Here is a 12,680-nt window from a genome sequence, read left to right as displayed (position 1 = left end):
GAACACCTCTTCGCCGACCCGCGCGCGGTGCGGGGCGTCACCGAGGCGCAGGCCACGCGCATCGCCAAGTGGCTGCCCGAGGGCCTGGCCTGACCGCGAGGAGCAGGGCGCGCGAGCGCCCTGCCCCACCCCCGCGCGGTCCCGGTCCCCGGCCCGCGCCCGACCTCCTTCGTGGGACGAACCCCCTGGCCTTGTCCCGTGCGGGGCCCTTTTTCCCGACCTAGCCTCGCGCGAGGCCACATGGCCGGTTCGGACAGGAGGCGCGTCCTCCCTCGTCGTCGTTGCCACCACCTCAATGAAAATATAACATCATCGTACTTGGACGGCGGTCCAAGCGTCAGGAGACAGATCATGCGGACGTTCAGCGAGTTTCAGATCATCGGCCATGTCGGCAAGGTGAAAGCGGTCGGTCCCACCCTGCGCGTGGACATCGCGGCCGAGTACGGGCGCAAGGACGAGACGGGCGAGTTCCGGTCGAACCCCTACTGGAACGAGGTCACGCTGTTCGGCGAGCGGCTGGTGGCCTGGGCCAAGGAGAACGTGAAGGCCGGCGACCTCGTGCACGCCCGCGGCACCGTGCGGCAGACCCGCTACGAGAAGGACGGCCAGACCGTCTACGGCGTGACCTTCGCGGCCGACGACTTCGACCTGCTGGCTCCCAAGGCGCTCGCGCCCGCCTGACGGGCGCGAGGCGGGCGACGCCCCGCCCTCCCCACGTCGTGGAGGGCGGAGGCCGCGTTTCCTAGGCCCCTGCCCCGCTCAGGACCGGGGCTCCCGACGCCCCGGGCCGACGGCCTTCGCCGGTTCGCCGCTCTGGCAGGTCTCCTGCCCCAGCGAGCCCGGCATCGGCTCCACGAGCGAGGTGTCCCCGTTGTCCCACTGATAGATCAGGGCCTCGACCTGGCTCGTGTCCGGGTGGGTGATGGCCCCGATGGCCGTGCCGTACCTGCGGGCTCGCTTTGTCATGATCCACCTGTCGCTGCCTCGTGCGACGGCCGGACCCTGCTTGGTTCACACTGGAGGGCGAGGGTCAGGCGCGCCTGACCCTCTGCCCAGCGGCGAGCGACGAGAGGTGGGGGGAAAGCGAAATCGACGGGGGTGGTGCGGCCCGCAGGGCGAAGCCCGAGGACACGGCTCCGTCTATTTCGCTTTGGGGGGGGAGGAAGTCGAAACTCCTCCCCCCTGCCGGTCCGGCTCGGTTGTTCGTGTCTTGGCTCGGACCTTGGTTGCTCACTGCCCCGGAGCTGAGGGATAGGGTGGCGCTGGACAGGGTGTCCGGCCAGTCGGACCGTCCGTTCCCGCGCGGCTGTGGCCGAACGGCCGACGCAGGCCGGTCGGGATCACGAACGCCCCCGGCCAGACTTCGCGGTCTTGGCGTCGTCCAGCTCGGCCAGGACCTCGTCCAGCGCCTGCCAGAACAGCGGCTCGACCTGACCCCGGATGAGGGACCAGTAGGGCGTGATCCGCAGGGGGTCGTGCTCGTGCAGCAAGGTCGTCAGCGCCTCGGCGTTCAGCCGAAGGGTGGTGGAGAACCCGTAGGCGCGGCCCTCCGAGCGTTCGACGGCGAGCGGCTCGACGTAGCCGGGCGCCAGGGTGTAGCGAGCCACGCATCTCTGCCAGGCCGCCTTGAGGACCCGCTGGGGCGGCAAGCCGGTGGCGTCGATCCGGGGCACCTGAGCCAGGAGCGGCCGGACCCAGATCGAGAACATCGTCTTGGGCTCTTGGCCTCGGGCCTTCCTCGTCGGCGCGGGCGCGGCCGGGAGCGCCGGTGAGGGGGTGGGAGCGAGAGGTTGCGGCGCGCGGGCCTTGGCTGCCCGCGCCGCCACGGGGGTGGGCTCGACCGGTCGCCGCTCGACGGGCTGGGGTTCGATGGATTGGGGCTCGACGGGCAAGGGTGCGACCGCAGCGGGGGTCGGCTCCGCCGCCGGGGCCAGTGGCTCGCGCGTCGGAGCCTGCGCCTCCTCCGGCGCGGGCGGAGTTCCCAGCGCGCCGCCGCCGGGGAAGGGCTTGGTGTATTCGGTGTCGCGCGAGAGGATGGGCTGTATCCTGCGGATCGCCATGGATTACCCCCTAAGAATGTCGGTGAGGACTTCGCTGCACTCCACGACCGCTTCCTCGAAGCGGCGCGCTTGCGAGCGCTGGAGCGGGTCCGCGTGCTTGCGGTAGCTGGCGACCAGGTCGCCCAGGAAGCCCTGCTCGTCCATCTCCACGTAGGCGGTCCGCTCCTGGACGACGATGCCGACGAGCGGAAACCGCTTGATCGCCTCCTGCAGCATCCGCTGGTGGACCTTGGTGGCCTTGGCCTGCGCCGGGAACCGGGTGAGGAGGACGTTGTGGGTCGGGAGACGGTCCGGCTCCGCGACGCGGCCCCGGAGGCGCTTGAACCACTCCACAGTCTGGGCGCAGACGGCCATGTCGGCGTCCGAGGGCAGGACCGGCGTCACCAGATGATCGGCCACCATCGCGATCTCGTCGGACCATTCCGTGCCCGATCCGGCGGTGTCGATGAACACGAGGTCGGTCTGGCCAGCCTCCTGCGCCGCGATGATGGTGTCCTCGAGATCGGTGCTGGTGGTGGCGCCATAGAAGCTGACGCCGGACGGGACAGCGCCGCGCGCCTGGAGCTTGCGGAACCACAGGGTGACGTCGCCCTGCGGGTCGGTGTCGATCACGAGAACGGTTCGACCGCTGGACAGGGCGGCCGAGGACAGGGCCTTCACGAGCGACGACTTCCCGCAGCCGCCCTTGCGCGCCATCAGCGCCACCACCTTCATGTCTGCGTTCGCCATGCCTGTCGTCCTGCTCCTTGCCTTGCCGATCCGCGCCGGCTTGATGGACCCTCTGTAATCCGTCGTCCGTCCTCCTGCATCGCCGATCGCTCGTCGGCTGCCGTTCGTCGGTCGTCTGTCGCAAGCCTACAACTATCCGGCGTCCGTTGTCCGCCATCCAGCGTCAGCAATCCTCCGTCCGTCGTCCGTCATCCATGATCTTTCACGATTCAACCATCATCTGCGGCCTGTGTTCGTTGGTCCACCGTCTATGATGGTTCATCCGTCGTCTTGTTTCCGTCGAACTTGATCCACCAACCGCCGTCCGTCATCAGCCGTCTGCTGTCCTTCATCTGTGGCCCGTCGGCTCCGATCCACCATCTGTCGTCCTTCGTCGGGCGTCTCGCGTCCGCCGTCCATCGTCCGCCATCTCGCGTCCGTCATCCGTCGAAGTTGGACGGCGCGGGCCGCGCCGGGGCGGTCCGAGAGCCCGCCCGATAGTGTCCCCCGTCGAGCGCCGCGCCGCTTGTGCGACGAGTCGCTCGACGGTAGGGTTAAATAGCGGGAAATAAGGATGTTAACTTTACACCATGACCTCCGCCGCGCCTTCCGCCTCCCCCCGACGCCGCCTGACCCAGGGCCAACGGCTTGAGATCGCACGCGAGCGGGCGAAAGGGGTGGAGGCGAAGGACTTGGCGGCCCGGTTCGGGGTCAGCCGTCAAACCATTCACGCCGTGGTTCGGGAGCTGCGCGACGCGCCGTCCTTCCAGGGCCGAGGCACCTCCGTGCTGGGCCTGCGGGTGACGGACCAGGAGGCGCGGGACTTCGAGGCGGCGGTCGGCCGGCTCGGGCTCTCCAAGACGGAGGCCCTGCGGCGGCTGATGCGGTCGGCGGTCCCGCTTCTCGCCCCCGACGACGAGGTGGCGGCCCGGCTCAAGCAGCTCGGCGCCGAGATCAACCGCGTCGGCGGCAACCTCAACCAACTGTCCCGGGCCTGCAACGAGGCCCGCCTGAGAGGGGAGCCCCTTCCCTATACGGCGCAGTCCCACGCCGAGGTGCGGGCAGCCATCGCCGTCGTGTTCGAGGCCGTGGCCCAGGTCGGGCAACTGGCGCGCGGGCAGCGGCGGCAGCTCGACCTGGTGGTGGCGGGCGTGCTGCAGGACGAGGGCGGCGGTGAGCCCGCGTAGCCTCGGGCCGGCGGCCGCGCTTCTCGAGGAGGGCTGGAGCCGCAACCGGGGCAGGGGAGGGGGGGCGTCACCGCCCCGGTCCAAGGGGCCCGGAGCGTCCCTGGGCCGGGCGGGGCAGATGGCACGGGCGGCCACCGGCGCCCGTGCGGCGGTGTTCAAGGCGATCCGCCACGGCGGGTGCCACAGCCGCACGGAGCTCGCGCGCCAGATCGCCTATGTCGGCACCAAGTCGAGCCATGTCTTCGACGCCCAGGGTGCCTATGACGGCCAGCGCGTCCTGACGCCCACGCAGGTCCGGGAGGTGACGGAGCGGTTCGCCCGGACCTGGGATCCCGCGCGGCCGACCAAGCTCGGGCACACGTCGCACCTCCTGTTGTCCTTCCCCATCGGCACGAAAGCTCATGCGGTGCGGGAGGTGACGCGCGGCGTCGTGGAGCAGTTCTTTCAAGGGGACGGCGCGCAGTTCGACTACCTCGTGGCCGTCCACGAGGACCGGGCGCACACGCACGCCCATGTCATCCTCAACCGCCACAGCCCCGATGGCGAGATGTTTTATCTGCGGTCGGGTCACCACTTCAGCTACGAGCTGTTCCGCGAGGCGATGGTCGCGCACGGCGAGCGCCATGGCGTGCGCCTGGAGGCCACGCGGCGGCTCGACCGGGGCCTCGTGACGTATGATGCGCGCTCCACAGAGGTCCAGCGGGCCCGCGCGGCCGGGCTGGACGCGTCCGAGCGTCCCCGGCTCGGGCGCGATCTGGAGCACGCCCGCCGGCACATCGCCCTGGCCGCCTCGACCTACCAGGGGCTGGCGGGCCTCGCGAGCAGCCTGGGTTTCGAGCGGGTGAGCCAAGCCCTCCAGCGGGCGAGCCTGACGCTCGCCCGCAGCGGCGTCGTCCTACCAACACGGGAGATCGAGATGGCTGACACACAGGGCTCGTTCGACGGCCTCCTCCGGGAGTTCGGACGAAACGTGCAGGCCTTGGAGGAGCGCATCGCCACCGCGTCTCCCCCGGAGAGGCCCCGCCTGGAGCGGGGGCTCACGGACGCGCTGGCGCAGGTCGCCGCCCTCAACCCCCTGGGGGAGCGCAGCGCCTCGCTTCGGGAGGCGCCCAGCCCCTTCGGGGTCTACAGCCAGGCGCGCATCGCGCGGGACGTGCTCGACCGCCTCGACGATCCGCCCGTCCGGGCGGCGGTGGATGCCGCGGTGCGCGGCACGGGGCTCTCGGCCAGCGAGATCCTGGCGCGGGTGAGGGTGGGGGCGGACCGCGCGGCGTTGGAGGACCACTGGCACGCGAGCGACCTGCAGGCCGTGGCGGCCTCCGATGGAGGGCGCGCACCGGGGCCCGACCGGCCCAGGGAGCTGACGGGGCCGGCCAAGGAGCAGGCGCTGGACCGCCTCGACGAGGTCTATGACCGGATCGAGACCGTGCTGCAGAATGTGGGCGTGCTGCGGGAGGCCCGCGTGGCGGACGAGGTCCGCGAGCGCGCCGAGGAGCCCGTGACCCGCGGCCTCCCCTCGGCCGCCCTCGACATTCCCGCGCCGCGGGCCGACACGCGCGCCGGGATCGCGGACGAGACCGGGCGGACGGCGCGTCACCCCCTGATCGCCGCCACCGCCCTGCGGCTGCGCGACCGGGCCGCGCCGGAGACCGCCTTCCGCGACGGGACCCAGGCCCAGGTCTTCCACGCCGTGCTCGAGCGCGCGCTGGCGCCGGAGGAGTTGCGGCGGCTGCGCCAGGGGGACGAGACGGCCCTTGCCCGCCTCGCGGGCGACCGGCTGGAGCGGCTGGCTCTCGCCAAGGCCTATCTGGAGAGCGACGCGGCCACGCGGAACAGCCTCGCCCATCTTCGCGTGCTCAAGCAGATCGTGAGCGATCAGGTGGACGAACGCCGCCTGGCCCGAGGCCACGAGGAGGAGGGACCCACGCATGGCTAGCGCCCGCACCCTCCCGGCCGTCCTGGCCGTCGCCGCGTTCGGCGCGACTGGGGGCTACGTCCTCGCCAACGCCTACGTCACCGTCCGCTTCGGGGGCTCTCTCACCCATTTCGCTCCCCTGTTCCTGGCCCGCAACGTGCTCCCGATCCATGAGCGCGCGCCCCGGGAGTTCTGGACGGCGGCCGCCATCCTCGGGGCCTCGGTCCTGGCGGCCCTGGCGCTCTTCGCGCTTCCCGCCGTCCTGACCGCCACCCGCCGGTTCCGCGAGGACGCCGTACGCGCCCGGCAGAGCGGCATCTCGACGGACTCGACAGGCCGCTTCATGGCCGGCGGCTTGGTCTTCGCCCTTTTCGGCGGCGTCGTGGGCTATGTCGCGGCCTCCGCCTACCTCACCGTCCGCTTCGGGGGCTCGCTCGAGCGCATCGACTTCGGCTTTCTCGCGCGAAACCTCCTCCCGATCTCCCGTCAGGCGCCCCAGGAGTTCCGGGTGGCGGCCCTCCTCGTGGGCGCCGGCGCCCTCGTCCCCTTGGGGATGATGACCATGCTGACCCTCAACGAACGGCTCACCACCTTCGGCGTGACCCACTGGCAGAGCCGCCGCGAGATCCGTCGGAACGGGTTCCTGACCGAGCCCGGCCACGGCTTCGTCCTGGCCAAGCTCGGCGCTCCCCAGACCAAGGAGCCGTTCCTGGTGTCGCGGGACTTCCCGCACGCCCTCATGATCGCCCCCACGGGCCGGGGGAAGGGGGTGGGCTTTGTGACGCCCAACCTCCTTCTCTTCAAGGGCTCGGTCGTGGTGCTCGACGTGAAGGGCGAGAACTTCGAGAACACCGCCCGGCACCGGGCGGCGATGGAGGACCGCGTCATTCGTGTGGCGCCGCTGGACTGGACCGGCCGGACGCACCGCTACAACCCGCTCCAGCGCATCCACGAGCTGCCGCATCCCGATCAGCGCATGCTGGCGCTGCAAAAGACGGCGCGCCTGTTCCTGCAGTCCACCGAGAGCACGCAAGGGCTCCTGCAAGGCGGGATCGACATCTTCGTGGCCTGCGGCCTTCTGGCCTTCGAGCAGGGCCGGCCGACCATCGGCGCCATCTACGATCTCGCGACGGGGGGCGGCAACAAGCAGAAGGCCTACGCCGAGCTGGCCTGTCAGGTGACCTACGAGCCCGCGCGCCGGATGCTCGCGAACCTGGCGTCCATCAACGACAAGACCCTGACCTCCTACCTGTCCGTTCTCCTGACCTCGGGCCTGGGCCTCTGGGCGAACCCGGCCATCCACGCCGTGACCAGCCGGTCGGACTTCTCGTTCAGCCAGATCCGGCGCAAACCCCATGCCATCTACTTCGAGGTGCCGCCCGACGATATCGAGACGCTCGCGCCCCTGGCGCGGCTGTTCTTCTCGGACCTGATCGCCTCGCTCCAATCCCATCGGCCCGGTGCGGACGAGCCCGGGAAGGTCATGATCGTGCTCGACGAGTTCGACCGCTTGGGGCGGATGCCGATCGTGGCGGAGTCCATCAAGACGCTGCGCGGCTATGGCGCGCACCTGGCGATCGTCACCCAGAGCATTCCGGCGCTCGACGAGCTTTACGGCGAGAACGTGCGGCTGTCGCTCCAGGCCGGGGCCGGGGTGAAGCTCTACTTCACCCCGTCCGACGCCAAGACCGTCGGGGAGGTGAGCGCCACGCTTGGCAAGACCACGCGACGGGTCATCTCGAAATCGCGTCCCCTGGGCCTGAGCCCCCTGCGCGCCCGCACGGTGAGCGAGCGGACGGAGGAGGCCCCGCTCATGTCCGAGGACCAGGTCCGCCGGATGCCCCTCGGCGACGTGATCCTCGCCATCGACGCGCAGATGCCGATCCGGGCGCAACGCCTCGTGTTCCACGAGGACCTGATCCTCCGAGCCGTCTTTGACGCGCAGGCGGGCGAGCTGCCCTATCCCCCCGCGCTCCCCAAGGCCGCGCCGGCGTTGCCGGCCCTTCCCGCACCCGAGGACGCCGGTCCGCCCGCGTTGCCCCGTCCGGCGGAACCGACGGAGCCAGGGCCTGGCGCCGTCGCGCCGGCCCGAGACGAGGCCGAGCCTCCTGCACCTGTGCGGCTGGTGCCGTCCGCTCGCCGGGTGGCCGTGACGGAGGCGCGACCCGTTTCCGCCATTCAGCCGCTCGAGGCCGTGGTGAGGACGGAGGATGCAGTGGCCCTGCGCCAGGCCATTCGGCGGATCGAAGGGCTGCTTGCAACGCCGGACGCGGTTCTCCGCCCCCGTCGGGCGCGGACCAAGACCCGGAAGCTGGTCGTGTCCGCGCGCCGCGCGAGCATCGGACAGGCCAAGACGGTCCTGTTCATCCAGCCCAGCGACCTGTCCGGGACGCCGGAGGACGAGGCCGCCCTTCGGCGCGCCAACGCGCAGGTCATCCGGCTCGAGGATCTGGTGACCGACGAGGCAGATGAGGCGGACGATCCCCCCATCCAAGAAGGGCCAGACATGTAGGAGGAGGGCGCGTGTCGGGGCCGCCGATCAGCCGCCCAGGTCCTCGCGGAAGCGGTCCATCTGGTGCATGGCCTCGTGCAGGATGGTGACGATGCCGACGTCGCCGTTCGACAGCCGGCGCCAGTAGACGAAGTGATGCCCCTGCCGGACGTAGAAGCCCTCGACCCCGAACTCGGTCGGGATCGGCCGTGAGACCACGCCGTGGCTCTCGATCTTGTCGAAGGCGGCGAAGAGGTCGGTGATGTACCGCTCCGCCTGCTCGGCACCCCAGCGGTCGCGGGTGTAACGGTAGATCTCGTCGAGCCGCAGCGCGGCGGCTTCCTGGACGCGAACGGGCACGGCGGTCAGCCCTGGTTCCGGGCGATCACCTCGGCCGCGGTCAGGGGGCGATAGCTGTCCTCGGGGGCCGCGAAGGCGCGCGCGAGTTCGGCCTTGAGGCGGTCGAACGCTTCCCGCTCCACCCGCTCCTTGTCGCGCCGGATCAGGTCGCGCAGGTACTCGCTGGTGGTCTCGTAGGCCCCGTGCTCGCCCACGTTGGAGGCCACGAACTCGCTCAGAGCTCCGCTCAGGCGCACGGTCATGGTGGTGGTGTGGGGCATGAGGGCTCCTCCGCGTCTGTCTTCAATATGAGCAACAATGAAGACATAGGCAAGGTCGCGCTGGGAGCCGACCGGCCTGAGAGGACCATCAGCATGTCTGGAGGCTGGGATCCGTCAGACCCCGGGCTGAGGACCTCTGGTCGACTTACCTGCCTGACCCTGGCTCCTTCAGCCCGACCGTGTCGAGGCCGATGATGACCTGCTCCGCTTCGTCCTCCGTGGGTCCGGCCTTGCGGCGTGAACTGGGGTCCGTGGATCGCATGGCCGCCAGTCCGAGGAGGGCCAGCAAGAGGGCCTGCCACTGTGCAGGGGATCCTTGCCAAGCCGGGGTGGCCGGCCACCGCTCGGGCGTGCAGCCGTGGCGGCCAGCACCGAGGAACAGCGAGTGTTCCCGGGGCTGGACCCTAGAACGGACCTGTCGACAAACCGGACAAACCGTCTGTCCGCCGATCCTCCGGCTCGACAGCAGAACATCCCTTGGGAGCCGCCCGTCAAGCGGCCCGTGCCGTGACCTGCTCGACCGCTTGCAAGACCTTGCCCGTCGCTGTGTGGTGGACCATGTGCCCCGTGCCCGGCAGGTACTCCAAGGTGCTCTGCGGGATCTCGGCGTGCAGGCGAGCGGACTGGTCGTCCGCCGTGACCATGCGGTCGCCCTCGCCGGCGATGATGGCCACCGGCAGCGTGAGACGGGCATACCGGTCCTGAGCGGCCAGGGCGCTCGGGATCATGAGCGCGGTTTCCTCGGCGCTGGCCCGCAGCTGCGACGGACGGACCGCCATCTCCTTGGGAAACCCCGAGAACTTATCTGGCCTCGGAGCCGGGCCGAAGATCTTGCGCATCATCAGCGGCCACAGGAGGCGGCTCAGGGGCGGCGCGATCGTATGGCGCAGCAGGTCGCCCAGGAGCGGGATCGCGGGCAGCGACATCGGCATGACGTCCATCCGGACCGAGGGGTAGAAGTAGCCCCCCTCCAGCACGAGGCCCCCCACCACGTCCGGGTGTCGGTCAGCCATGGCCACCGCGACCTGCCCGGCCCAGGAGTGCCCCAGCACCGTCGCCCGCTCGACCCCGAGCTGCCGCAGGGCGGCGGCCAGCAGGTCCGCCTGGGCGTCCGGCGTCCAGACCCGGCCGCGCGGTCGCTCGCTGTAGCCATAGCCCGGGCGGTCGAAGACGATCACGCGCCGGGACAGCGCCGCCTCGTCCACCAAGCCGCTCGACAGGAAGTCCTGGATCATGCCGCCGTTGCCATGGAGCAGCACGAGCGGCGAGCCGGTGCCGCGCTCCAGGTAGTGCAGCCGCACCCCATTCACCTCAAGGAAGCGGCCCAGGGGTGGGTTGTCCCGTTCGGCCCGTCTGGTCAGTTGCCGGTTGACGACGGCGGACGCCGCCAGCGCACCAAGGACGGCGGCCCCGATGGCCAGAGGGCGCCCGGAGCGCCGCCGCTCCGGGGGCGGCGATGTCGGGCGTGATGCGAGCGGCAGGCTGACGTCGACGGGGTCAGAGGTCATGCGGGCTGTCCCTTATGGCTGGCGGCAGTGCGATCCAGGGTCCCCAGCTCACGCCGCACTGCAGCACAACCCGGGGGCTCGAGAAGGGTTCCGCAACTGGTTTAGCGGTAGTCTGTCGTCGGTCATCGGGGGATCCCTTCGGGCTTGGTGGACACAAGCCAAACTCCAGCCTAGCCGCAGGTCCCGATGACCCCCTCAGCCCACACCCGAAACTCCATCATCGCCGGGAACACCACTCTTTGCCTGTCAAGGAGTTTCCTAGCCCAAGCCTTCATGTCCCTGAGCCGGTCCGCAGTTCCGAGAGGCGTTCGAGAAAGTTCGTGATTTCCGCCTGCGACCGTCCTGATCCGCGAACTCGCCATCCACGCCGAGCCGCCAGCTCAGTGCACGGCTTGACGGATCGCGGTGAAGGGCCTCGATCTCGTCGGCACGGGAACGGACATGGTCCTGATCGTCGGCCAGTCCCGCCTCGACGAGGTCCCCGGCCTGCGAGCGCAGCGCGATCGCGAGCTCCTCCGGCGAGAGCTCGGGATGGTACTGCACCCATCAGAAGATACCCCGATCGTGCCTGATCTCCGCCGCCTGCACTCGGCTGGCGCCGTTGCTGGCCAGGAGCGTGGCGCCGGGTGGCAACTCCTCGACCTCGTCGCCGTGGACCGCGGCCGCGTCCCAGCTGGGCGGGCGTTCGTTCAGCATCGGGTGCGCGCGGCCCGCCTCGGTCGGGCTGATCCTGCGCGCGACGCCGGCTTCCATGCGGGCGGTCATCTTGCGCACCCGCCCGCCGGCGGCCGCCACCGCGACCTGCAGGCCCGCGCAGGAGCCGAACGAGGGCACGCCCGAGGCGAACACGGCCCTCATGAAGGCGAGCTGGCGCTCGACGGGCGGGGTCCTGTTGTAGACGTGCATGGGCGAGCCGGTCAGGAACACGGCATCGAAGGCGACCAGCTCGGATGGGGAAGGCCGGACCGCGTCCTCGTCGGCAGGCGAGATGAGCGACACCTGGGCGTCGGGGCGCATCTGGCGCAGGGTTGCGGCATAGGTCTCACCGGCGCTCTTGCCCGCCCGCTGACGACGGGCCTCGCGTTGCTCCGGCAACTCGCTCTGGGCGACAAGGTAGTGGGGCACGAGGCTCAGGTCTTTCCACTGATTGGGGAGATCGGGTCAACTAGGGGCGTGGTCGCCCTCGACCATCACACGCGGGCTCGGTGAGGCCCGGTGTGAGCCGGGCCACGTTCTACGCCTACTTTCCGGGCGCGCGGACGCGCAGCATGACCGGAGCCGGCTCATGAGCGGGCCCGAGCAACTCGACCTGCTGGACTGGCTGACGGCACAGCCGGCCGAGCCTCCCTTGGCTGCATCGGCTCTCCACCTGTACGTCGGCCTGACCGCGAGCCCGGCCGCTCCCGCCCCGGTCCTGCTCACCCGCGTGGACCCGTCCTGCAACATGCGCCGCCTCTCAGGCTTGGCGCTGGCCCAGAGCCTCTGGGGTGAAGCCGGCGTGGTGTGCCACTGGGGGCGGATCGGCAGCCAAGGGCAGAGCCGGACGGACTGGCATGGGAGCCTGGAAGTCGCCATGGCCGCGCGCAAGCGGCGGCGTGGGTATCGGTAGGGCCTTGGGTCGGGCCAGGGTTTCGCGCAGGAGATCCGCACAGGGCAGCCTCTTGGCAGCGAACGGCTCCGCACCAATAGCATAAGTCACGATTTCTGTTGGCAGGCTGCCAAGGCTCGCCTGCGCCGCCCCTCACTGTCCTGCCCCGACCACCCTAGCGGCCGTCATCCCGGCGCCGCGCCAAGGCGTCCAGCAACCGGCGGAACCTCTCAACCTTGGCGTGATCCGCCTTTGGCAAGGGGTAGGCGCAGCGCAGGCCGGGCCGGATCAGGTCGTCAACGGACGCGCGGCTCGTGGCGAGGTCGGATGGGGCGTTCCAAGACAGGGCGTCGGAGTGGGCCATGACGGCTCCTCATCTGGCAGGCAGCGGCGTTATGCCGTCTTCCGATCTCCTGCGGCGGGACGGACAGGTCAGGACGGGACACCTTGACGGACTAACATTTGTTAGCCTCAACCCGCGACGGCGCCGGATGGTTCTGGCTCGCTTCTGACCTGCTGCCCGTTTTCTGGACCGCGCCGAGCTGGACTTTTCCAGTTTAGGCTTGGGCCGAGGAGACGGAGAGAGACCATGAAGAGATCGAA

The 12,680-nt window shown here is 70.4% G+C and carries 13 protein-coding genes; 5 read left to right on the top strand and 8 right to left on the bottom strand.

Annotated features, from left to right (window positions below; all coding sequences use genetic code 11):
- Nucleotides 1-351: 351 nt before the first annotated feature.
- Nucleotides 352-681, top strand: a complete 330-nt coding sequence (locus J2Z33_RS17460; RefSeq protein WP_139082818.1) for a single-stranded DNA-binding protein — start codon at nucleotides 352-354, stop codon at nucleotides 679-681.
- A gap of 78 nt (nucleotides 682-759) precedes the next feature.
- On the opposite strand, the gene J2Z33_RS17455 is transcribed toward J2Z33_RS17460, so the two are convergent.
- The 3 genes from J2Z33_RS17455 to J2Z33_RS17445 form a co-directional block, all read right to left on the bottom strand.
- Complete coding sequence (locus J2Z33_RS17455; protein ID WP_209843436.1) at nucleotides 760-966, bottom strand: hypothetical protein; 207 nt, start codon at nucleotides 964-966, stop codon at nucleotides 760-762.
- A 374-nt stretch (nucleotides 967-1,340) separates the two neighbouring features.
- Complete coding sequence (locus tag J2Z33_RS17450; protein ID WP_209843434.1) at nucleotides 1,341-2,060, bottom strand: hypothetical protein; 720 nt, start codon at nucleotides 2,058-2,060, stop codon at nucleotides 1,341-1,343.
- Between the two features lie 3 nt (nucleotides 2,061-2,063).
- On the bottom strand, nucleotides 2,064-2,789 hold the full coding sequence (locus J2Z33_RS17445) for a ParA family protein (RefSeq protein ID WP_209843432.1): 726 nt from the start codon (nucleotides 2,787-2,789) through the stop codon (nucleotides 2,064-2,066).
- A gap of 569 nt (nucleotides 2,790-3,358) precedes the next feature.
- Here J2Z33_RS17445 and J2Z33_RS17440 point away from each other — a divergent pair.
- From J2Z33_RS17440 to J2Z33_RS17430, 3 genes are all read left to right on the top strand, one after another.
- Nucleotides 3,359-3,955 (top strand): plasmid mobilization protein, encoded by a 597-nt coding sequence (locus J2Z33_RS17440; protein ID WP_209843430.1) that lies wholly within the window; start codon nucleotides 3,359-3,361, stop codon nucleotides 3,953-3,955.
- A gap of 118 nt (nucleotides 3,956-4,073) precedes the next feature.
- On the top strand, nucleotides 4,074-5,891 hold the full coding sequence (locus J2Z33_RS17435; protein WP_209843428.1) for a relaxase/mobilization nuclease domain-containing protein: 1,818 nt from the start codon (nucleotides 4,074-4,076) through the stop codon (nucleotides 5,889-5,891).
- A complete protein-coding gene (locus J2Z33_RS17430; RefSeq protein WP_209843426.1) occupies nucleotides 5,884-8,382 on the top strand; it encodes a type IV secretory system conjugative DNA transfer family protein in 2,499 nt (832 codons plus the stop codon). The genes J2Z33_RS17435 and J2Z33_RS17430 overlap by 8 nt, the downstream gene beginning before the upstream one ends.
- A 27-nt stretch (nucleotides 8,383-8,409) precedes the next feature.
- Here the strand turns inward: J2Z33_RS17430 and J2Z33_RS17425 are convergent, their stop codons facing one another.
- From J2Z33_RS17425 to J2Z33_RS17405, 5 genes are all read right to left on the bottom strand, one after another.
- On the bottom strand, nucleotides 8,410-8,721 hold the full coding sequence (locus J2Z33_RS17425) for a type II toxin-antitoxin system RelE/ParE family toxin (protein WP_209843424.1): 312 nt from the start codon (nucleotides 8,719-8,721) through the stop codon (nucleotides 8,410-8,412).
- A 5-nt stretch (nucleotides 8,722-8,726) separates the two neighbouring features.
- Nucleotides 8,727-8,981, bottom strand: a complete 255-nt coding sequence (locus tag J2Z33_RS17420) for a ribbon-helix-helix domain-containing protein (RefSeq protein WP_139082826.1) — start codon at nucleotides 8,979-8,981, stop codon at nucleotides 8,727-8,729.
- Between the two features lie 491 nt (nucleotides 8,982-9,472).
- Entirely contained in the window at nucleotides 9,473-10,489 is a 1,017-nt protein-coding gene (locus J2Z33_RS17415) for an alpha/beta fold hydrolase (RefSeq protein WP_209843422.1), read from the bottom strand.
- 258 nt (nucleotides 10,490-10,747) lie between these two features.
- Nucleotides 10,748-11,032 carry a hypothetical protein gene (locus tag J2Z33_RS17410; protein WP_209843420.1) on the bottom strand — a complete coding sequence of 95 codons (285 nt, stop codon included), beginning with the start codon at nucleotides 11,030-11,032 and terminating at the stop codon, nucleotides 10,748-10,750.
- 3 nt (nucleotides 11,033-11,035) lie between these two features.
- Nucleotides 11,036-11,614, bottom strand: coding sequence for a type 1 glutamine amidotransferase (locus J2Z33_RS17405; protein ID WP_209843418.1), 579 nt, complete (start codon nucleotides 11,612-11,614; stop codon nucleotides 11,036-11,038).
- A gap of 160 nt (nucleotides 11,615-11,774) precedes the next feature.
- On the opposite strand from J2Z33_RS17405, the gene J2Z33_RS17400 reads away from it, so the two are divergent.
- Nucleotides 11,775-12,098 (top strand): WGR domain-containing protein, encoded by a 324-nt coding sequence (locus tag J2Z33_RS17400; RefSeq protein WP_209843416.1) that lies wholly within the window; start codon nucleotides 11,775-11,777, stop codon nucleotides 12,096-12,098.
- The last annotated feature ends 582 nt before the right edge of the window (nucleotides 12,099-12,680 follow it).

The sequence above is a fragment of the Rubellimicrobium aerolatum genome (genome assembly GCF_017872975.1).
In the GTDB taxonomy this organism is placed as follows: Bacteria; Pseudomonadota; Alphaproteobacteria; order Rhodobacterales; family Rhodobacteraceae; genus Rubellimicrobium; species Rubellimicrobium aerolatum.
The sequence above is the reverse complement of the archived record's forward strand: the minus strand, read 5'-3'. Positions and strand labels throughout refer to the sequence as shown.